At 69.9% G+C, this 20,961-nt stretch carries 11 protein-coding genes; all 11 read left to right on the top strand.

Going from position 1 to position 20,961, the window contains the following annotated elements; all coding sequences use genetic code 11:
* Positions 1–6: 6 nt before the first annotated feature.
* The gene (locus ABQJ54_RS03860; RefSeq protein ID WP_367852943.1) at positions 7–555 is read left to right on the top strand and encodes a DUF6931 family protein; all 549 of its coding nucleotides are present in this window, start codon (positions 7–9) and stop codon (positions 553–555) included.
* Positions 556–557: 2 nt separating this feature from the next.
* Complete coding sequence (gene tagH, locus ABQJ54_RS03855) at positions 558–1,883, top strand: type VI secretion system-associated FHA domain protein TagH (RefSeq protein WP_367852942.1); 1,326 nt, start codon at positions 558–560, stop codon at positions 1,881–1,883.
* Positions 1,884–1,908: 25 nt separating this feature from the next.
* The gene (gene tssK, locus ABQJ54_RS03850; RefSeq protein WP_367852941.1) at positions 1,909–3,249 is read left to right on the top strand and encodes a type VI secretion system baseplate subunit TssK; all 1,341 of its coding nucleotides are present in this window, start codon (positions 1,909–1,911) and stop codon (positions 3,247–3,249) included.
* 268 nt (positions 3,250–3,517) lie between these two features.
* Positions 3,518–4,864 (top strand): type IVB secretion system protein IcmH/DotU, encoded by a 1,347-nt coding sequence (gene icmH / locus ABQJ54_RS03845; RefSeq protein WP_367852940.1) that lies wholly within the window; start codon positions 3,518–3,520, stop codon positions 4,862–4,864.
* Between the two features lie 22 nt (positions 4,865–4,886).
* Complete coding sequence (gene tssM / locus ABQJ54_RS03840) at positions 4,887–8,393, top strand: type VI secretion system membrane subunit TssM (protein WP_367853563.1); 3,507 nt, start codon at positions 4,887–4,889, stop codon at positions 8,391–8,393.
* Between the two features lie 4 nt (positions 8,394–8,397).
* Positions 8,398–9,948 carry a type VI secretion system-associated protein TagF gene (gene tagF, locus ABQJ54_RS03835; RefSeq protein ID WP_367852939.1) on the top strand — a complete coding sequence of 517 codons (1,551 nt, stop codon included), beginning with the start codon at positions 8,398–8,400 and terminating at the stop codon, positions 9,946–9,948.
* A complete protein-coding gene (locus ABQJ54_RS03830) occupies positions 9,945–10,664 on the top strand; it encodes a PP2C family protein-serine/threonine phosphatase (RefSeq protein ID WP_367852938.1) in 720 nt (239 codons plus the stop codon). The genes tagF and ABQJ54_RS03830 overlap by 4 nt, the downstream gene beginning before the upstream one ends.
* Before the next feature lie 13 nt (positions 10,665–10,677).
* Positions 10,678–14,385, top strand: coding sequence for a protein kinase domain-containing protein (locus ABQJ54_RS03825; RefSeq protein WP_367852937.1), 3,708 nt, complete (start codon positions 10,678–10,680; stop codon positions 14,383–14,385).
* On the top strand, positions 14,382–14,723 hold the full coding sequence (locus ABQJ54_RS03820; RefSeq protein WP_367852936.1) for a hypothetical protein: 342 nt from the start codon (positions 14,382–14,384) through the stop codon (positions 14,721–14,723). The genes ABQJ54_RS03825 and ABQJ54_RS03820 overlap by 4 nt, the downstream gene beginning before the upstream one ends.
* A 524-nt stretch (positions 14,724–15,247) precedes the next feature.
* Positions 15,248–16,999: a ShlB/FhaC/HecB family hemolysin secretion/activation protein gene (locus ABQJ54_RS03815; protein WP_367853562.1), complete on the top strand. Its 1,752-nt coding sequence runs from the start codon at positions 15,248–15,250 to the stop codon at positions 16,997–16,999.
* Positions 17,000–17,010: 11 nt separating this feature from the next.
* The coding region (locus ABQJ54_RS03810; RefSeq protein ID WP_367852935.1) for an autotransporter-associated beta strand repeat-containing protein at positions 17,011–20,961 on the top strand (3,951 nt) is incomplete at its 3' end.

Genomic DNA, 20,961 nt, shown 5'->3' with positions numbered 1-20,961 from the left:
AGGCCCATGTCCGCAATCATTCAAGCGTCGGTGCAGATGGGCTTGTCGCCCGCGGCCAGCGCGCAGCTGCGGCCGGAGATGACGCCGCAGGCGGCGGTGCAGTCGCTGCTGGATGCCGGCGAGGCGCAGGACGCGCTGAAGCTGCTGGCGCGCCTGCTGCCCAAACGCTACGCGGTGGCATGGCTGTGCCAGTGCGCGCGCGACCAGCCGCTGGAGCTGGAGGACAAGGCCGGCGCCTCGCTGGCGGAGAAGTGGGTGCGCGAGCCTACCGAGAGCAATCGCCGCGCCGCCTACGAGTTCGCCAACTCCGGCGGCTACAAGTCGCTGGGTGCATGGATGGCCGCGGCGGCGGGCTGGTCGGGCGGCAGCCTGGCGCCGGCCGCGCAGGAGACGCCGGTGCCGCCGCCGGAACACCTCACGGCCTGCGCCACGGTGGCGGCGGCCAACCTGATGGCGGCGCTGGTGGCCGAACACTTCGCGGCACGCCGCGCCGGGTTCGTCGCCCGCGCCCTGACCCTGCTCGGCACCGGCGAAGCGGCCGGCAAGGGAGCTTGAGCGTGGCGATGCAGACACTGACGCTTGCAGTGCTCGGCCGGCAGGCCGCGCAGTTCGGCAGCCGCAGCCAGAAAACCTTCCTGGGTGCCGGCGGCAGCATCGGCCGCTCGGAGGATTGCGACTGGGTGCTCAGCGCGCCGGGCGTGTCGCGCATCCATGCGATGGTGCGCTACCTCAACGGCATCTATTTCATCGAGGACCGCAGCACCAACGGCATGCTGCTCAACAGTGCGCCGCTGGCCAAGGGCGAGCCCGCCGCGCTGAAGGACGGCGACCGCCTGCAGATCGACACGTTCGAAATGTCGGTGCAGTTGCAGGCACAGGACCAGGCAGCAGAGGCGCCACCCGCGGCCGCATCCGCGCCGGCTTTCGCGCCCGCGCCCCTGCCCGCGGGCGACCCGATGGATTTCGGCCTGTCCGACCTGCTGTCGCCGGCCAAGCCCTCGGCTGCCGCCGCGAGCTCCAGCCTGATCCCCGACGCCGCTTCGGCCGGCGCCGACCTCGATCCGCTGAGTTTCCTCGACGCGCCCTACGCGACGCCGGCGCCTGCACCCGCGGTGCCGCAACCGGAGCCGATTCCCAGCTGGAACCACACGTCCGGCACCGCCGATCATTTCCGTCCACCGGTCACCGACGTGCAGCGCCAGGCGCAGATGCTGCCGGAGAACTGGGACCTGACCATGGGCGATTTCGCGCCCGAGGCGACGCCGGCCACACCGGCTGCACCGCCCATGGCGCCGCTGGCGGCCGCACCGTCGGCGGCCGCGTCGGCGACGGGTGCGTTGCCGGCGGAACTGCAGCAGATCCTGCTGATCGTGGCCGATGGCGTGATGGACGTGCTGCGCGCGCGCGCCGAGATCAAGAACACCTTCCGCCTGCCGGTGACGATCATCCAGCGCTCGGAGAACAATCCGCTGAAGTTCGCGCCCACCGCGGACGAGGCGGTGCAGCGCATCCTGGCGCCGACCGGGCCGGCCTTCCTGTCCGGCAGCGCCGCCTTCCAGGACGCCTTCGAGGACATCCGCTGCCACCAGATGGCGATGCTCGCTGGCGTGCGCGCGGCGTTCGAATCGCTGCTGGTGCATTTCAATCCCGACCGTTTCGAGCACGAGGCCGACGGCGGTGCGAAGCGCGCGGCCTTCGGCGGCAAGGGCCGCTACTGGGACCGCTACCGCGAGCACTTCGAAGAGCTGATGGGCAACCCCGACGAGTGCTTCCGCCGGCTGTTCGGCGACGAGTTCGCACGTGCCTACGAGGAACAGCTGGCGCGACTGAAGTCGGTGCGGCGGGCAGGGCAGGCATCGCGTCCGGCAGGCAAGGGCGCATGAAACCAACGACGAGCGAGTGCGAGGCATGACGCAGAACAACAAGGTGATCTGGAGCGAGGGGCTGTTCCTGCGGCCGCAGCACATGCAGCAGCAGGAGCGCTACCTGGAGCGCTTCGTCGAGCTTCGGGCCGGCAGCCTGCGCCCCCATGCCTGGGGCTTCCACGAGCTGGAGCTGGAAGCCGACCTGCTGGCGATCGGCAAGCTCGGCATCAAGCGCGCCCGCGGCATCTTCCCCGACGGCACGCCGTTCGCGATGCCGGGCGACGATCCGCTGCCGCCGCCGCTGGAGGTGGACGCGAACTGGCGCGACCAGACCGTGTTCCTGACCTTGCCGCTGCGCTCGCCGACCCAGCCCGACAGCGGGCGACCCGAGGCACCGGCGGAGAAACTGTTCCGTTTCCGCGTGCGCGAGGCCGAGGTGCGCGATGCCTCCGGCAGCACCGACGGTGCCACGCCGCTGGAAGTGGGCGGCATGAGCAGCCGCCTGCTGCCGCAGTCGCAGCCGACGGAAGGGCTTACCCGGATGCCGCTGGCGCGCATCGTCGAATGCCGCACCGATCGCCGGGTGATGCTGGACGATGCCTTCATGCCCACCGGCCTGTCCTGCCAGGCGGTGCCACGACTGGTGACCTTCCTCACCGAGCTGCTCGGCCTGTTGCACCAGCGCGGCGAGGCCCTGGCCAGCCGGGTGGCACTGACCGACCGCGGCGGCGCGGCGGAAATCGCCGACTTCCTGCTGCTGCAGGTGGTGAACCGCTGCCAGCCGCTGGTGGCGCACCTGGCCGAGGCGCCGCTGCTGCATCCGGAGGAGCTGTACCGGGTACTGGTGGCGATGGCCGGCGAACTGGCCACCTTCACCGCACCGGGCAAGCGGCCGCCCGCGTTGCCGCCGTATCGCCACGAGGCCTTGCGCGAGAGCTTCGAGCCGGTGATCGCCGCGCTGCGCGCCAGCCTCAGCGCGGTGATGGAGCAGAACGCCACGCCGATCCCGCTGCAGGAGCGCAAGTTCGGTGTGTGGGTGGCGGTGGTGCCCGACCTCACCCTGCTGGACAACGCCGCCTTCGTGCTGGCGGCGAAGGCCGACGTGAAGTCCGAGGAGCTGCGCCGGCAATTGCCCGCGCAGTCGAAGATCGGCCCGGTGGAAAAGATCCGCGACCTGGTGAACCTGCAGCTGCCGGGCATCCCGGTGTCGCCGATGCCGGTGGCGCCGCGGCAGATCCCGTACAACGCCGGCTACCTGTATTTCGAGTTCGACCGCCACGCGGCGATGTGGCGCGAGCTGAAGACGTCCGGCGGCATCGCGTTCCACTTCGGCAGCGGTTTCGCCGGGCTGGATCTGCAGCTGTGGGCGATTCGAGGAGGGTGAGCCTGCTTATGGCCTTCAAACACACCGCGTTGTCATCGAGTGGCCGCCAGGTGGTAGTGCGTGGCGCAGCGCCTGACTGGCCGTCAGGCCAAGCCGCGCGCTGCCGCATGGCGGCCACTCGATGGCAACCCGCAGGGCCGGAGCTGTTTGCCCACATCCCTGCGTCATCACTCAGTCGTGGACCGACGTCCACTCCTTCGTTCTTCCTTGGCCTGCGCGCAAACAGCTTCCGGCGCGGAGTGCTTGAAGGCCATAAGCAGGTTCAGAGATGAATACGCCCAAGGGACCCTACGACGACGATCCGATGCGCGACGCCACCGTGGTGCGTCCGCGCGGCGCCGCGCCCGCGCCGGTGCCTGCTCCCGCGCCGGTCGCGCCACCACCGCCGGCAGCTGCGCCGCGTGCCGCGGCGGCCACGCCGGCCGAGATCAGCGCCTTCCTCGGCGGCGGCATGAATCCGCTGGTGCAGGCGGCCAGTCCCTTGCTGCTGCTGGCGGTGCAGCTGCGCCACAGCGCCACGCCGCCGGACGCGCACCATCTGCGCGAACAGGTGGTGGCCCAGGTACGCAAGTTCGAGAGCCACGCGCAGCAGGCGAACATTCCCCAGCAGACCGCGGTGGCCGCGCGCTACGTGCTGTGCACCATGCTCGACGAGGCGGTACTCAACGCGCCCTGGGGCGAGCAGAGCGGCTGGGCGCAGCAGACCCTGCTGGTGACCTTCCACGGCGAGTCCTATGGCGGCGCGAAGTTCTTCCAGATCCTGGAGCGCCTGTGCGCGGATTTCTCGCGCCACCTCGACCTGATCGAGCTGATGTACATCTGCCTCGCGCTGGGCTTCGGCGGGCGTTACCTGATCGAGGCGGGCGGCCGCGCCAGGCTGGCCGACATCCAGGAAGACCTGTACCGGCGCATCCGCGCGCAGCGTGCGCCTGCCGCGCAGGAACTGGCGCCGCACTGGCGCGGCATCCAGGACAAGCGCAATCCGCTGATCCGCTACGTGCCGCTGTGGGTGATCGTGGCCGCGGCGGCCTGCGTGCTGCTTGGCGCCTACCTGTACTTCCATGCGCGACTGAACACGCTGTCCGCGCCGGTCAGCGCGCAGCTGGCGCAGATCGGCCTGGAAAGTCCCACGCCACCGGCCATGGCGCAACTGGACAAGACCAATCCGCCGCCGGCGCATCCCACGCTCAAGCAATTGCTGGCGCCCGAGGAGCAGGCCGGCAAGCTCGCCATCATCGAGCAGGGCAACGGCCGCGAACTGGTGCGGCTGTCGGCCACCGGCATGTTCGCCTCCGGCGGCGTGGACGTGAGCGATGCCGAACTGCCGCTGCTGCACGCGATCACCGCGGCGCTGAACCAGGTGCCGGGGCGGGTGATCGTGGTGGGGCATACCGACGACCAGCCGATCCGCTCGCTGAAGTTCAAGGACAACTTCGCGCTCTCCGCGGCACGCGCGCATGCGGTGCAGCAGGTGCTCGGCGAAGGCCTGGACAACCCCGGCCGGCTCGAAGCCAGCGGCGCGGGCGACTCGCAGCCGATCGCGCTGCCGCCGAACCTGCCGGCCAATCGTGCGCGCAACCGGCGCGTGGAACTGATGTACATCCCCGAGGGTTGAACCAGTGGCCAAGTTCCTGACCATGTTGAAGACCGGCTGGTTCATCACCCTCGTCGGCATCGTGCTGCTGGCGCTGCTGATCTGGCTGGGCGGCCCGTACCTGGGCATCGGCGCGTCACAGCCGCTGGCCGGCGTGGCGGCGCGGCTGTTGCTGATCGTGCTGATCGTGGTGGTGTGGCTGGCGATCCTGCAGATCCGCGCGTGGCGCGCGCGCGGCAAGGCGCAGCAGATGTCCGGCGAACTCGCGGGGCAGGGCGCCGCGTCCGGCGAGCGCGACGATCGCAGCGCGGCCGAGCGCAACCAGCTGCAGGCGCGCTTCCAGGAGGCGGTCGACACCCTGCGCAAGACCCGTCGCGGCGGCAACCTGTATGCGCTGCCGTGGTACGTGGTGATCGGTCCGCCGGGCTCGGGCAAGAGCACGCTGCTGCAGAACTCCGGGCTCAACTTTCCGTTGTCCGAGCGCTTCGGCAAGGAGGCGCTGCGCGGCATCGGCGGCACCCGCAACTGCGACTGGTGGTTCACCGACGAGGCGGTGTTCCTCGACACCGCCGGCCGCTACACCATGCAGGATTCCGACCGCGCCGCCGATGCCTCGGCGTGGGCGGAGTTCCTCAAGCTGCTGCGCAAGTACCGCAAGCGCCGGCCGATCAACGGCGTGGTGATCGCGATGAGCATGTCCGACCTGCTCACGCTGGACGAGGCGGGGCTCGCGGAACACATCCAGGCGATCCGGCGCCGGCTGGACGAGCTGGCCACGCACCTGCGCATCGGCGTGCCGGTGTACCTCACCTTTACCAAGTGCGACCTGGTCGCCGGCTTCGGCGAGTTCTTCGACGATCTCAGCCCCGAGCTGCGCAGCCAGGTGTGGGGTTTCTCGTTCCCGCTCGAAGCGACCATGGACGGCAGCGCCGCCAAGCGCTTCGGCGAGGAGTTCGACCTGCTGCTGCGCCAGCTCGACACGCGCATCCTCGATCGCCTGCACGCCGAGCGCGACCGCAACCGGCGCGCGGCGATCCTGTCGTTCCCGCAGCAGCTGTCCGCCCTGCGCGACATCGCGCGGCGCTTCGTGGAAGGCGTGTTCAGCGGCCACGCCTATGCCGCGCAGCCGCTGCTGCGCGGCGTCTACCTCACCTCGGGTACGCAGGAAGGCACGCCGATCGATCGCATGATGGGTGCGGTGGCGCGCACCTTCGGCGTGGACGCGGCGCAGTTGCATGTGCCCGGCGCGCAGCGACGCACCTTCTTCGTCGAGCGCCTGCTGAAAGAGGTCCTGTTCGGCGAGTCGGGCTTCGCCGGCACCAACCCGGCGCTGGAGCGGCAGAAGGTGCTGCTGCAGGCCGCGTCCTACGCGGTCGTGCTGTTGCTAACCGTGCTGCTGCTGGCCGGCTTCGGCACCAGCTACGGACGCAACCGCGGTTACCTTGCCCAGGTGCAGGCCGCGCTGCAGGGCTACCCGGCCAAGAGCGACCTCGACGCCGCGACCACCCAGAAGGAGTATTTCGCCCGCGTGCTCGAGCGCCTGGAAGGCCTGTCCGCCGTGCAGGACGCCGCGAACAAATACCGGGACCACGTGCCGATGGGCATGCGCTTCGGCCTCTACCAGGGCAGCGCGGTGGGCGGGGAGGTGCACGATGCCTACCTGCGCGAACTGAACGGCCTGCTGCTGCCGGGCGTGGCCGCGCAGTTCCGCATCGGGCTCACCGGCAATGCCAGCGATCCGCAGGCGCTGTACTACTACCTCAAGGGCTACCTGATGCTGGGCGAGCCGCAGCACCAGAACGCCGACGAACTGGTCGCGCTCACCAACATCGAGTGGCGCAAGGTGTTCCCCGGCGACCCGGTGCTGCAGCAGGCGCTGGCGAAGCATTTCCATGCGCTGGTGGCTGAGCCGGGCCGGCTGCGCGCGCTGGGCCTGGACAAGACCCTGGTGGAGCAGGCGCGCAACACCCTGCGCACGGCCGACCTGCCCACGCTGATCTACGGCAACCTCAAGCTCGGCGCCGGCAGCACGGACTATCCGCCGCTGCAACTGGACAAGGCGCTGGGCCTGCTCGGCAACGTGTTCGTCCGCAAGAGCGGCACGGCGTTGTCCGAGCCGGTGCCGGCGCTGTATACCCAGCCGATGTTCCAGTACGAGGCGAGCAAGGGCATCGCGCAGGCGGTCGAGCAGTTCGCCAAGGACGACTGGGTGTTCGGCGCCACGCCCATCGACAGCCTGCAGAAGGCACGCCTCGCGCAGCAGGTGCAGGCCTTGTACGAGCAGGACTACATCAAGGCCTGGGACGATCTGCTCGCCGACCTGCAGTTGCAGCCGGTCACCAGCATCCAGGACGCCAGCGCGATCGCCGCCAAGCTGTCGGGGCCCAGCTCGCCGCTGAAGGCACTGCTCAACACGGTGCGCGACAACACCAGCGACATGATGAAGGCGCCGCCGCAGGATGCCGGGGACAAGGCGCTGGCCGGCGCGGAGCAGGCCGCGGAGAAGAAGGCGGCGCAGAAGCTCACCCAGAACGCGCTGGCCCGCGCACTCGCTTCGAGTGGCGGTGGTGCCGCCGCGCCCGCGGCTGCACCACCGGGCGCGGCGATCAGCGCGCACTTCGCCACGCTGGACCAGCTGAGCGCCGGCGCACCGGGTGCCGCGCCGATCGACCAGACCCTGCAGGTGCTCGACCAGCTGAGCAAGACGCTGCTGACCATGACCGATTTCAGCAACGCCGCCGGCCAGCCCAACCCGCAGCTGCTATTGGCGCAGCAGCAGGCATCGCAGCTGCCGGCGCCGGTGTCCGGCTGGGTCAATGCGGTCACCGGCAAGAGCCAGGCGCTGGTGGCCAGCGGCACCAAGGGCGCGCTGGGCGACCAGTTCCAGCAGGTGGTGGGCAAGGACTGCGCCAGTTTCGTGCGTGGTCGCTACCCGTTCTCGCCGGACAGCCGCACCGACATCCCGCTGCAGAACTTCGGCGAGCTGTTCGGCAACGGCGGCAGCTTCGACACGTTCAACAAGCAGACCCTGTCCAAGCTGGTCGACGCCAGCGGCCGCAACTGGCAGTGGAAGACCGGTCCAGGCGCGGTGGCCGGTCCGCCGGGCGTGCTGGCGCAGGCGCAGATGGCCGACGACATCCGCCAGATGTATTTCCGCAGCGGTAACCTGCCCGAAGTGGATTTCACCGTGCAGGCGCCGCTGCTCGATCCCGGCATCGGGAAGCTGGAGTTCGACGTCGACGGCCAGAAATACGTCTACCAGCCCGGTGGCGCCACCAGCATGGCGATGAAGTGGCCGGGGCCGCAGCCGGGCCACGTCACGATCTCCGCATGGGACAGCTCAGGCACCCTGCTCAGCACCTTCGACTACCAGGGCGACTGGGCGTTCTTCCGCGCGCTGCAGGCGGCGCACCTGCAAAAGCAGTCGGACCTGAGCTTCCTCGCCAGCTTCAACTTCGGCGGCAAGACGGCGAAGCTGACGATCCAGGCCAGCAACCTGAAGAATCCGTTCCTCAATACCGAAGTGCAACGTTTCCGGTGCGGGGGATGACCGCATGCCGAATCCGACAGGGGTGGGATTCTTCGGCAAGCTTCCCGGTACCGGGGATTTCGTGCAGCGGCGCCTGCCGGCGTCCTTCGTGGACGTGTGGGACCGCCATTTCGAGCAGGCGGTCAGCGCCAGCCGTGCGCGGCTGGGCGACGACTGGGCGCAGGCATGGCGCGACGGCGCAGTGTGGCGCTTCGTGCTGGCGCCGGGCATCTGCGGCGACATGGCCTGGGCCGGCGTGACGGGACCGGCCACGGATCGGGTCGGGCGCTGCTTTCCGATGGTGATCGCCGTGCCGCTGGCGGATGCCGCCGCCGTCGATGCGGCCCTGCGCAACGATGCCTGGTTCGCCGCCGCCGAGCGCGCGCATCGCGACGCGCAGGCGCGATGCGAGGGTGTCGAGGCATTCGAGGCGCGCATCGCTGCGTTGCCGGATCCGCTGGCTCCGCCCGATCCGGTGCGCGAAGCCGTGTCACGGGTCGACTGGCGCAGCGCGGGCCATTGGCGTCTGCCGCTGCCGCCGGCTGTCGACACGGTGTTCCTGTCCGCGTTGTGGGCGCAGTTGCAGGCTTTGCCCGGATACGCATTGTGGTGGACGGCGGGTGCGGCGCGGATACCGGCCAGCGCGCTGGTCACCCGCGGCCTGCCCGAGCCGGCCGCGCATGCCGGCATGCTCGATGTGGCGCATGCCGACATGCCCTGGCAGACGCCGGGCGCGTTCGCAGCACCGCGCGCGCCCCGGCCGCCAGCCGCACAGGCGGTATCGCCGCCGCCGGTGCAGCCAGAGCCGACGCCGGTCCGCCTGCCCGACGACTTGTCCGAGCTGTTCGCCGACCTGGCGCCGCATCTGGACGCGGTCGAACCCAGTGCGGCGGAAACCACGCAGCGCGCCGCCGACGTGGGCGGCGCGCGCGTGCTGCACCGCTACGATTGCGCGCTGACCATGGTGGTGGCGGACGACGGCGCACCCGATCCGCGCCGGCAGGCGGCCGCGTCGGTCAGCGAGCTGATCGGCCGCTTCGTGCCCAGCGACTTCGTCGCCGGCATGCAGGCCCTGCGCACGCGTCTTCTTGTGCTGCACACGCGCCTGGGCCAGCTGGCCGAGGATCACGCCGAACCGGTGCACGAGGATGGCGCGGTGATCGCGGTGCGCGTCACCGGGCGCTGGGCCGACCTGCTGCGCATCGGCACCGCGAGTGCCTGGCACTGGCGCGCGGGCCAGCTGCATCCCGTGTTCGCCGGCGGCGAGCTGCCGCCCGATGGCGCGGGGCTCGGCGGCGAGCTGGACGACCTGCTGTTCAGCCGCACCTCGCCGGTGGCACCGGGTCTTGGTGCGCCCACGCAGCCGATCTGCGACGAGATCGTCTGCGAGATCGATACCGGCGACCGCCTGCTGCTGCTGGCTACCCGCAAGTTGGCGGAACTGCAGCCTCTGCTACTGGCCGAGGCGCTGGCGTTGCCGTCGCCGGACGCCGCGTGCGCGCACATCGCCGCCGCGGCGGGACTGGGTTCCAACGCGGCCGGCTGGCCGCTGGCCGTGATCGAGGTGCAGCCATGACCCTGCATTACCAGTCCGCTGGCCGTACCGAGACCGGCAAGGTGCGTCGGCACAACGAGGACTCGATCCTGCTGCGCGACGACGTCGGCCTGTGGGTGGTCGCCGACGGCCTGGGCGGCCATGCCGCCGGCGACTACGCCAGCCAGATGATCGTCGAGCGGCTGGGCGCGCTGCCGCGCAAGGGCAGCGTGTTCGACTTCATCGAGGCGATCGAGGACAGCCTGCAGCAGATCAACGCCGACCTGATCGCCACCGCGCTGGAGCGCGGCAGCGACATCATCGGCTCGACCGTGGTGCTGCTGGTGCACGACAAGGACTTCATGCTGTGCGGCTGGGTGGGCGACAGCCGCGCCTACTGCAACGAGGACGGCCATCTGCGCCAGATCACCCGCGACCACGTGCACGGCACCAAGGACGACATCACCCAGTTCGGCGGCGGCGTGGCGACGGCGCAGGCGGGCGCCGGCGTGCTCAGCCGGGCGGTCGGTGCCGAGGAACGCCTGTTCATGGACTGGGTGGTGGCGAGCAACCGGCCCGGCACGCAATTCCTGCTCTGTTCCGATGGCATCAACAAGGAGCTGGGCGACGAGGAACTCGATGTCGAATCCCGCAACCAGCCCGAGCCGCAGGCACTGCTGGCCCGCCTGTTCGAACTGTCGCTGCAGCGCGCCGCGCGCGACAACATTTCCGCCGTGATCGTGCGTCTCCAGGATTGAGCAAAGCCTCCCCATGACTCCTATTGCCGAACTGATCGCCGACTACCAGGCCAAGCGGCTCTCGCTGCCCGGGCTGTTCGAGGCGCTTACCGCACGCGGCGCGCTGCCGGACGAAACCTGCCGCGACGAGCAGGCCCTGCTCGAGGCGATGGCGGCCGACGGCCGGCTCGAGCCGACCTTGGCGCGTGCGCTTGCCGCGAAGCTGCGCAGCCTGCAGCCGTCTGCGCCGGCGCCGGCAACGCCACTCGCAGCACCGGCTGCGGCGGTGGACGAGGACGTGACGAAGGTGCGGGTGTCGGATCGCGCGGCCGCGCCGCCGCCGGATGCCGAGATGACCATGGTGCAGCCCGCCTCGCGCCCACCGGCGCCCGCCAGCGATGCGGATGCCACCATGGTCGCGCCCGCCTCGCGCCCGCCCGCGGCCGACACGCCGCAGGCCACCGCCGTCACCGGCACCCAGGGCACCGCCTCCAGCAGCAGCTTCAACCGTTCCAGCTGGGAAAAGGTGGCCGAGGCCGAAACCGGCGATTACGCCACCGTCGGCATGCTGCTGAAGGGGCGCTTCCTGCTGGAACGCGAGATCGGCCGCGGCGGCATGGGCGTGGTCTACCTCGCCCGCGACGAACGCAAGGTGGAGGCACGCGACCGCGATCCCTACGTGGCGGTGAAGGTGCTGAACGACGAGTTCCGCCGCCATCCCGACTCGCTGATCGCGCTGCAGCGCGAATCGCGCCGCGCGCAGCTGCTGGCGCACGACAACATCGTGCGCGTCTACGACTTCGACAAGGACCGCACCATCGTCTTCATGACGATGGAGTACATCGACGGCACCGACCTGCGCACGCTGATCCGCGAACGCGCGTACCACGGCATGCCGCTGGCCGAGGCGCGGCCGCTGATCGAGGGCATGGGCTGGGCACTGAAGCGCGCCCACGCGGCCGGCATCGTGCACTCGGACTTCAAGCCCGGCAACGTGATGGTGACGCGCGAGGGCGTACCCAAGGTGTTCGACTTCGGCATCGCGCGCGCCGGCAAGCACCTGAGCGAGGCTACCGGCGAGGAGACGGTGTTCGACGCCGGCACGCTGGGCGCGCTGACGCCGGCCTACGCCAGCCTGGAGATGATCCAGGGCAAGGAGCCGTCGCCGTCCGACGACATCTACGCGCTGGGCTGCGTGACCTTCGAGCTGCTCACCGGCAAGCACCCGTTCGACAAGCAGAGCGCCGAAGTGGCGATGAAGGAGGGCCGCAAGCCGCCGCTGGTGCCCGGCCTGACCCGGCGCCAGTACAAGACGCTGTGCGACAGCGTTGCGTTCCATGCCGAGCAGCGCCTGCAGAGCGCGAGCGAGCTGATCGACGGCCTGCGCGAGATCGGCCTGCGCGAGCGGCTGGTGCCATGGCTGGGTTACGGCGCGGTCGCCGCGGTGGTGATCGCCGGCGGCACCTGGGGTACGGTCAGCTACCTGCACCAGCATCACCTGTCCCAGGTGATCGCGCGCTTCGCGGCCGGCAACCCGCATCACTACGCGAACGAGAACGATGCGATGCAGGCGCTGGACGGCCTCGGCGAGGACGATCGCAAGCGGCTGGTGCTGGACCAGGGCGAGACGATTCAGAACTTCCTGCTCGCGCGCATCGATGCCTACTGGAACCCGGCCAAGGGCCACTACGACTTTCCCGGTGCCCAGCACGTGTTCCAGTTGCGCGACCAGTTGAAGCTGTACTCGCCCAAGCTGGACAGCCGGCGCACCGAAGTGACCCAGCAGAAGAACGACCTGCTCAACACGCTGGATACCGAGCTGTCGCAGCGCGTCACCGCCGGCGCGATCTTCGAGAACCAGCCCGACAACGCGGTGGCCACGCTGGACCGCATCCGTGCGATCGATCCGCACAGCGCGCTGCTGCGCAACGCCGAGCTGGAGCTGAAGTACGACATCGCGATCGGCCAGTCGCTGAGCGCCGACCATGTGGACGAGGCGCGCCAGCGGCTGGCGCTTGCCACCCGGCTGTTTCCTGATTCGACGCGGCTGAAGCAGCGCGCGGCGCAGCTGGCCGCTCTGGCCGTCCCCGCGCCGACTGCACCGGCGCCAGGTGCACCGGTGCAGAGCATCGCGCAGGCACGCAGTGCGCTGGCCGCGCTGGTGGCCAGCCCGTCGGCGAACGCCAGCTGGCAGCAGTCGGTGGCGAGTGCGATGGTTGTGCTGCACAACGACCAGTCGCCGGAAACGCGTCGCCTGGTGGCGGCGCTGGGCACTGCCATCGCAGGTGTCGCGGGGCAGCAGACCGATCCGGTGCACCTGCCGCAGGATCTGGCGCTGGTGAATCTCGGCCTGCAGTACGCGCCGCAGTCGGCGCCGCTGCTCGCCCAGCGCGACAAGCTGGCCGCGTTGCAGAGCCAGGCGCAGGCCCAGCTCGACCAGGAAGCCGCCACGGCCGAGGTGGCCTCGCGCATCGAGTCGGTGCGGCGGGCGGCGGCCGCCGACGACAGCGCCAAGGCGCTGGAATCGCTGGCCCGCATCCGCACCCTGCAGCCGGACAATCCCTTCCTCGCCAAGGAAGGCCCGCAACTGGTGGCCTCGGCCTATCTGGGGCAGGCCGACGAGCAGTTCCAGCGCGGCAAGTACCAGGCTGCATCGAACGTGTTGGCGCAGGGCCTGAAGGCGCTGGGCAACCGCAGCGACCTGCGCAATGCGCAGCAGCGCTACGAACTCGTCGCCGCGCTGCTGAAGGCCAACGGCAAGCCCCTGGCCGAAGCCGACTACCAGCGTCTGGGCACCCAGCTGAGCGGCGCCCGCAAAGCCGATGCACAGGGGCTGGACGACCTGGAATCCGACCTGAAGCAGCATGGCCACCTGCCGCAGGGCAGCCTGGCCGCATGGCTGGACAGCCTCAAGCCCAGCACCGCCGCCGCAACGGTGGCGCCGTCCCCGGCAGCCCCCGTGCCGTCCGCACCCTCCGCACCGCCTGCCGTCACGCCAGGCCATGCGCCGAACGAAGCGGCGGCGACCAGGCCCGTCCCCGGCGCCGCGGCCAAGACTCCGACGGAAGCCGCCGGCACGGCCGCACCGGCCACGGTCGCCGCCGGCGCCGGCAGCGATCCCTGTGCCCGCCCGGACCTGGTCGGCAAAGGTCGCGCCTGTTCGGACACCCTGGGCGCCAGCGGGCGCGGTCCAGCCCTGGTGGTGATCCCGGCCGCGGGTGGCGGCAAGCCCTATGCGATGTCCCGCACCGAAATCACCGTGGGCGAATTCAACCGCTACTGCAAGGCCAGTCATGCCTGCGCCGGTTTGCCGGCGAGCGACCGGGATGCCAGCCAGTTGCCGGCCAGCAACATCAGCCTGGCCCAGGCCAGGGCCTACATGCAGTGGCTCAGCAGCGCCAGCGGCTACACCTACCGCCTGCCCAGCGATGCCGAATGGATGCATGCGGCGCAGGCAGGGAGCGGCTGGAAGCAGTCGCCGGACAGCAATTGCATCCCGCCCTCGGCCAGCGACGACAGCGGCGGCGGCCCGATTTCCGCACTGGGCCGCGAACCCAACCCCTGGGGGCTGGTGAACATGACCGGCAATGTCTGGGAGTGGGTGAGCGACGGCGGCGGCGTGATCGTGCGCGGCGGCAGCTACAACAGCTACTGGTCCGATTGCACGGTGGACAGCCATCGGAGCGACAATGGCAGCGCGCAGAAGGACGTCGGGTTCCGGGTGCTGCGGGAGCTGAAATGAGCGAGCGGGAGCGGCGGGTCAATCAAGGGCTTCGTGTCCTCGACGAAGCCCATTACAGCGGGCGGATCAGCCGCGAGGAATACCGCCTGCGACGCCGCCAGCTGCTCGGCTCCCTGTGCGACAGCCACGGCATCACGGCCCGCAACACCTTGCGCGGCAGGATCACCCAGCAGGGCGGGCGCAGCGCGTCCGGCGCCCATGCGCAAACCGCGTCGGCGGAATCCCTGCCGACCCCCTTCGCCGCCCGCCACGCCGTGGCATGGAAACAGCTGCTGGCCTTCGCATCCGGCCTGGTGCTGTGCGCGCTGCTGCTGTACTGGCTGCTGCGGGGAAATTGACGACGGCATCCCGGTTTGCGCAACCGGTCCGTCCGGCGTGACTGAAAAAGCCGCCGCTTTGCGCATTGAGTACCAAGGACGGTCTGGTTTCGATGATCGTGGATCCGGACCCGGCAGGCAGTCCGGCACGTGTCGTCCCTCCACCATGGCCAAACCGCGGGATGGCACGAGCGCCATTGGCGTCGTGCACGTTCGTCATCGATCATGGGAAGGGGATTGCCGTGCGCAGGGTCTGTCTGGCAGCAGCGTTGGCGCTGGTCCTGGGGACCGGAGAGGCATGGGCGCAAGTGGCAGGGGGGAGTCCGCCGCAGATCCTGGTCAGCGGCGTGTCGGCCACCGCCGGACCCGGAGCGCAGTCCGCCGTGCAGGCCATCATCGACCGCGAATACCAGCAGACGCTGGCGGCAGACGGCCACCCCGCCGCGCTGACCGCGGTGCAACTGCAGGCGCTGGCCGACCGGATCACCCTGGCCTTGCACAAGGCCGGCTACCCGGATGCCCACGCCTACCTGCCCGATCAGGTGATGGCCTATACGGTGCATACGACGGCGGGCGCCGGCCAGACGGCCGTCGCGGCGGCATCGGTCGTGGCGCAGGCGGCGCCGGGCGCCGCGCCCCGGCCCGCTGCACAAACGCCTGCCGCGCCCGTGCCCGCGGCGCCACCCGACCGGGTGGTGCCGCCGCTCAGGGAGCGCGATGTCGGCAGTGCGCAGACGCAGCGGATCGCCGTGCTGGGCTTCCACGTGGACGGCGTGGGCGAGCACAAGGGCACCGGCATCACGCCGGCCAGCATCCAGTCGCTGGCCGACGCGCAATTCCACAAGCTCGGCGGCGGCAACGGGCAGCCGGCGCAGCTCGGCTTCGACCAGTTGCAGGGCGTGGCCGACACGATCACCGATCGCTACCGCAAGGCCGGCTTCATCGTGGCCCTTGCCTTCCTGCCGGCGCAGACGGTGGGCAACGACCACATCGTGCGCATCCAGGTGCTGGAAGGAAAGATCGGTCGCATCATCGTCAAGGGCACCAGGCGCTACCACCCTGGCGTGATCGCGGCGCCGGCCGAGAAACTGCGCGGCAAGGCGTTGCAGAAGAACGACGTGGACACGGCGCTGCTGTACGACCGCGACCTGCCGGGCGTGTCGGTGACCTCCACCTTCCAGCCCGGCGAGCAGACCGGCGACACCGACCTGATCATGGTCGCGCGCGAGGCGCCGCGGCCGTACACCATCACCCTGGGCGCGAACGACTACGGCACCGACCTCACCGGCCGCTATCGCGCGGAGGCGGGCATCACCTGGAACAGCCCGCTGGGCATCGGCGACAGTCTCGCCGCCAACGTCGACTATGCGATGGACCCCAGCCAGAACGTCTACGGTTCGGTGGCCTATCGCGCGCCGACGGTAGTGGTGCCCGGACTCAGCATGGTGGTGGGTGCCACCCGCAGCGAGCTGCAGATCAACTCCGGCCAGTTCGCCAAGCTCAACGTGGAGGGCCCCAGTTCCTCCTACTTCGGCGGCGCCGACTGGAAGTTCGTCAACGACGAAGACCTGAAGATGGCCGGCACCCTGCATCTCATCCGCGAGGAGTCGAAGCTGAACCTGGGCGGCTTCGACTTCCCGTTGTCCGACGAGCGCTTCGACGTGGCCGACCTGGGTTTCGGGATGCAGCACATCGACAAGCGCTTCAACGGCGTGGACATCCTCCAGGTCGATGTGCGCAAGTCGATCAGCGACGATTCGAAGCAGCCCGACCTGGTCAGTCCCGACCATTCCAGAAGCTTCCTGTCCGAGCGGATCTCGTACACCCGCCTGCAGTTCCTCACCCGCACCCAGCGGCTGTACTTCAAGTTCAACGGGCAATACAGCGACGACGTGCTGGCGCCGCTGGAGCAGTTCGCGATCGGCGGCCCGGACAGCGTGCGCGCCTACCCGATCGCCGACTCGCTCAGCGCCCGCGGCTACTACACCTCGCTGGAGTATCACGTGGACGCGCCGGGTTTCAGCGACAAGGTGTCGCCATTCCGCGGCCGGCCGTGGCGCGAGCTGCTGGAATTGGAAACCTTCCTCGACTACGCGCGCGGCTTCCCGGTGGCCCAGGAGCGCGCCAGCGGACTCACGCCGGTGACCTACAGCGGCGCCGGCGCAGGCTTCATCTTCCGCCTGCCGTTCTGGCACCACCTCGAATTCCACCTCGACGGTGCCGTGCCGCTGGGCAGCCAGAAGGCCTCCGACGACCACGGGTACCACGTGTACGGGCGCTTCGGCCTCACGTTCTGACGGACACGATCATGAACAAGATCACGGCTAACACCACTCGGGTTTCCGGTGCACAGGCAAATGCAGGGGCGCGGTCGCCGCTGGAACGGTTGCATCGGCGGCGGCTGGTGCTCAGCCTGTCGCTGGCGCTCGGCTCGCTGTCGTTCTGCGGCGGCGCGCTGGCCGGGTCCGGCGGCGTGGCGCCCGGCACCACGCCGATCGGCGGCGTGGTGGTCGGCGGCGCGGGCTCGATCGCGCAGAACGGGCTCAACACCGTGGTCAACCAGCAGTCCACGCTGCTGGCGCTGAACTGGCAGAGCTTCAACCTGGGCAAGGATGCCTCGGTGCTGTTCAAGCAGCCCTCGTTCAACGCGGTGGCGCTCAACCGCATCCTCGACCAGAACCCCAGCCAGATCTTCGGCCACATCAACTCCAACGGCCAGGTGTTCCTGATCAACACCCACGGCATCATCTTCGGCAGCGGTGCGCAGCTGAACGTAGGCGGCCTGGTGGCGAGCACGCTGGACCTCACACCCACCGATTTCCTCTCCGACCATTTCAACCTCGACGCCCATGGCGGCAGCGCCGGTGTCGTCAATCACGGCACCATCCAGGCCGCCAGCGGCGGCTCGGTGAGCCTGATCGGCGGACAGGTGGAGAACGACGGCCTGATCGTGGCGAACTACGGCCACATCAACCTCGATGGTGCCGACAAGGCAGTACTGGATTTCGACGGCGACGGCCTGATCAGCGTGCAGGTCACCGGTGCCTTGCAGCAGCGGCTGAACACCGACGAAGCCGCGGTGACGAACAACGGCACCCTGCAGGCCGACAGCGGCACCGTGGTGCTGCAGGCCTCGGCCGCGAAGGACCTGTTCACCAACCTGGTCAACAACACGGGCGTGATCGACGCGCACGGCATCAGCACCGACGGTGGCGTGGTGCGGCTGGTGGGCACGGGCGGCAACACCGTCGACAGCGGCAGCATCGACGCCAGCGGTGTGCACGGCGGCAGCGTGCAGCTGCTTTCGGACCAGGACGTGGACGTCGGCGGCAGCGTGGATGCCTCCGGTGCGCTGGGTGGTGGCAGCATCCGCGTGGGCGGTGGCGAGGGCCTGTTGCAAGCCGCCAACACCACGATCGAGGCCGGTGCTTCGTTGAACGCCGACGCCACGCAGTCGGGCAACGGCGGTTCCATCGCCGTGTGGAGCAACCAGACCAGCAATGTCGCAGGCAACTTCAGCGCCCGGGGCGGTGCCCTGGACGGCAACGGCGGCAGCATCGAGACTTCGGGCGAGCACGTCCACGTGGCCGACGGTACACGGGTCAATACCCTGGCGCCGCGTGGGCAGAGCGGCGACTGGCTGATCGACCCGGAAGATTTCACCATCGCGCTCACCGGTGGCGACATCACCGGTGCCACGTTGAGTGCCAATCTTTCGAGCGGAGACGTCACGATCCTGTCCAGCCAGGGCACGAAAACCCCTGGCGGCACCGGCAGCATAAACGTCGACGACGCGGTGAGCTGGGGCAGCCACAAGCTCACCCTCACGGCTGCCGACAACATCAATATCGATGCGGCAATGACGGTCAGCGGTACGGCTGGTCTGGCGTTGAATCCCGCGACTGCGAATGGTGCCGGGGCCAGCGCAGAAAGCGCCGTGACTGCTGGCACGACCATTATCGGCAGCAGCGGAAGCCTGACTCTCGGCGGCTCCGGCGCCATGGCGCTCGGCAGCCTCACCGACAACGGCACGTTCGACATCTCGGGCTTGACCGCTGGAACCACGGTCACCAGCCTGGCGGGTGGCGGCACGGTGTCCCTCGGTGCCAACACGCTGACGCTGAGCAACGCGTCGGACAGTTTCGCTGGCGTGATCGGCGGTACGGGCGGCAGCCTGACGCTGACGAGCGGCACGGAAACGCTGACGGGTACGAACACGTACACGGGCGGCACGACGATCAGTGGCGGCGAACTCGTGGCGGGCAACGCCGCCGCGCTGGGCACGGGCGCGGTGAGCATGGCGGGCGGCAGCACGCTGGGCTTTGCTGCGAGCGGTCTGTCCCTGGGCAACGCCATCACGCTCAACGGCGCGGCGACGGTGGACGTGGCGAGTGGGCAGAGCGACACGCTGACCGGGATCATCAGCGGCGCCAACGGCAGCCTGAGCAAGACCAGCGCCGGCACACTGACCTTGAGTGGCGCGAACACCTACGGCGGCGGCACGACGATCAATGGCGGCGAGCTCGTGGCGGGCGACGACGCCGCGCTGGGCACAGGCGCGATGAGCATGGCGGGCGGCAGCACGCTGGGCTTTGCTGCGAGCAGTCTGTCGCTGGGCAACGCCATCACGTTCAACGGCGCGGCGACGGTGGACGTGGCGAGCGGGCAGAGCGACACGCTGACGGGGATCATCGGCGGCGTCAGCGGCAGCCTGACCAAGACCAGCGCCGGCACGCTGACCTTGAGCGGCGCGAACACCTACGGCGGCGGCACGACGATCAATGGCGGCACGCTGGCGATCGGCAGCGGCGGCAGCCTGTCGTCAACTGGCGCCGTGACCCTGGCGGGGACGGGCACATTCGATATTTCTGCCGCGGGCGACCAGACCATTGGCTCGCTGGCTGGTACGGCGGGCAGCGTCGATCTGGGCGCCAACACGCTGACCCTGGGCAATGCGTCGGGCAGCTTCGCTGGCGTGATCGCCGGCACGGGCGGCAGCCTGGCACTGACGAGCGGCACGGAAACGCTGACGGGCGCGAACACGTACACGGGCGGCACGACGATCAATGGCGGCACGCTGGCGGTCGCTTCGGACAGCGCACTGGGTGCGGCCACCGCCGGGGTGACGATCAACGGCGGCACGCTGGAGAACACGGCAGCGTTCAGCACCGGTCGAGCTATCACGCTGGGCACGGGCGGCGGCACGCTGCAGACCGACGCCGCGCTGACGGTATCGGGGGTCATCAGCGGCACCGGCCTGACCAAGACCGGCACGAGCACGTTGACGCTGACGGGCACGAACACGTACACGGGCGGCACGGCGATCAATGGCGGCGAGCTCGTGGCGGGCAACGACGCCGCGCTGGGCACGGGTGCGCTGACCATGGCGGGCGGTAGCACGCTGGGTTTTGCTGCCAGCGGTTTGTCGCTTGGCAACACCGTCACGCTCAACGGTGCGGCGACGGTGGACGTGGCGAGCGGCCAGAGCGACACACTGACGGGCGTCATAAGCGGCGCCAGCGGCAGCCTGACCAAGACCAGCGCCGGCACGCTGACCTTGAGCGGCGCGGACACCTACGGCGGAGGCACGACGATCAATGGGGGCACGCTGGCGATCGGCAGCGGCGGCAGCCTTGCCGCGACCGGTGCGGTCACGCTCGCCAACGCCAGCGGTGCGGTTTTCGATATCTCCGCCGCGGGCGCCCAGACCATCGGTTCGCTGAGCGGGGGCGGCGCGACGGGCGGTACGGTGGCGCTGGGCGCCAACACGCTGACCCTGGGCAATGCGTCGGGCAGCTTCGCTGGCGTGATCGGCGGCGCGGGCGGCAGCCTGGCGCTGACGAGCGGCACGGAAACGCTGACGGGCGCGAACACGTACACGGGCGGCACGACGATCAGTGGCGGCGAGCTCGTGGCGGGCAACGACGCCGCGCTGGGCACGGGTGCGCTGACCATGGCGGGCGGCAGCACGCTGGGTTTTGCTGCCAGCGGTTTGTCGCTGGGCAACGCCATCACGCTCAACGGTGCGGCGACGGTGGACGTGGCGAGCGGCCAGAGCGACACGCTGACGGGCGTCATCGGCGGCGCCAGCGGCAGTCTGACCAAGACCAGCGCCGGCACGCTGACCTTGAGCGGTGCGAACACCTACAGCGGCGGCACGGTGATGGATGCCGGCATCTTGTCGGTCGCGGCGGACGGCAACCTGGGCGGCGCCAGCGGCGGGCTGACCTTTGACGGCGGCACGCTGGAAACCACGGCG

The organism is Rhodanobacter lycopersici, from assembly GCF_040812335.1.
Classification (GTDB): Bacteria; Pseudomonadota; Gammaproteobacteria; order Xanthomonadales; family Rhodanobacteraceae; genus Rhodanobacter_A; species Rhodanobacter_A lycopersici.
Note: the sequence above shows the minus strand (reverse complement) of the source record. Positions and strands in the feature narration are given on the sequence as shown.

What these genes read in the sequence shown, in the direction of transcription:
- ABQJ54_RS03860 (WP_367852943.1), top strand. Translation starts at nt 7, where the DNA reads ATGTCCGCAATCATTCAAGCGTCGGTGCAGATGGGCTTGTCGCCCGCG.
- tssK (WP_367852941.1), top strand. Translation starts at nt 1,909, where the DNA reads ATGACGCAGAACAACAAGGTGATCTGGAGCGAGGGGCTGTTCCTGCGG.
- icmH (WP_367852940.1), top strand. Translation starts at nt 3,518, where the DNA reads ATGAATACGCCCAAGGGACCCTACGACGACGATCCGATGCGCGACGCC.
- tssM (WP_367853563.1), top strand. Translation starts at nt 4,887, where the DNA reads ATGTTGAAGACCGGCTGGTTCATCACCCTCGTCGGCATCGTGCTGCTG.
- tagF (WP_367852939.1), top strand. Translation starts at nt 8,398, where the DNA reads ATGCCGAATCCGACAGGGGTGGGATTCTTCGGCAAGCTTCCCGGTACC.
- ABQJ54_RS03830 (WP_367852938.1), top strand. Translation starts at nt 9,945, where the DNA reads ATGACCCTGCATTACCAGTCCGCTGGCCGTACCGAGACCGGCAAGGTG.
- ABQJ54_RS03825 (WP_367852937.1), top strand. Translation starts at nt 10,678, where the DNA reads ATGACTCCTATTGCCGAACTGATCGCCGACTACCAGGCCAAGCGGCTC.
- ABQJ54_RS03820 (WP_367852936.1), top strand. Translation starts at nt 14,382, where the DNA reads ATGAGCGAGCGGGAGCGGCGGGTCAATCAAGGGCTTCGTGTCCTCGAC.
- ABQJ54_RS03815 (WP_367853562.1), top strand. Translation starts at nt 15,248, where the DNA reads ATGGCCTATACGGTGCATACGACGGCGGGCGCCGGCCAGACGGCCGTC.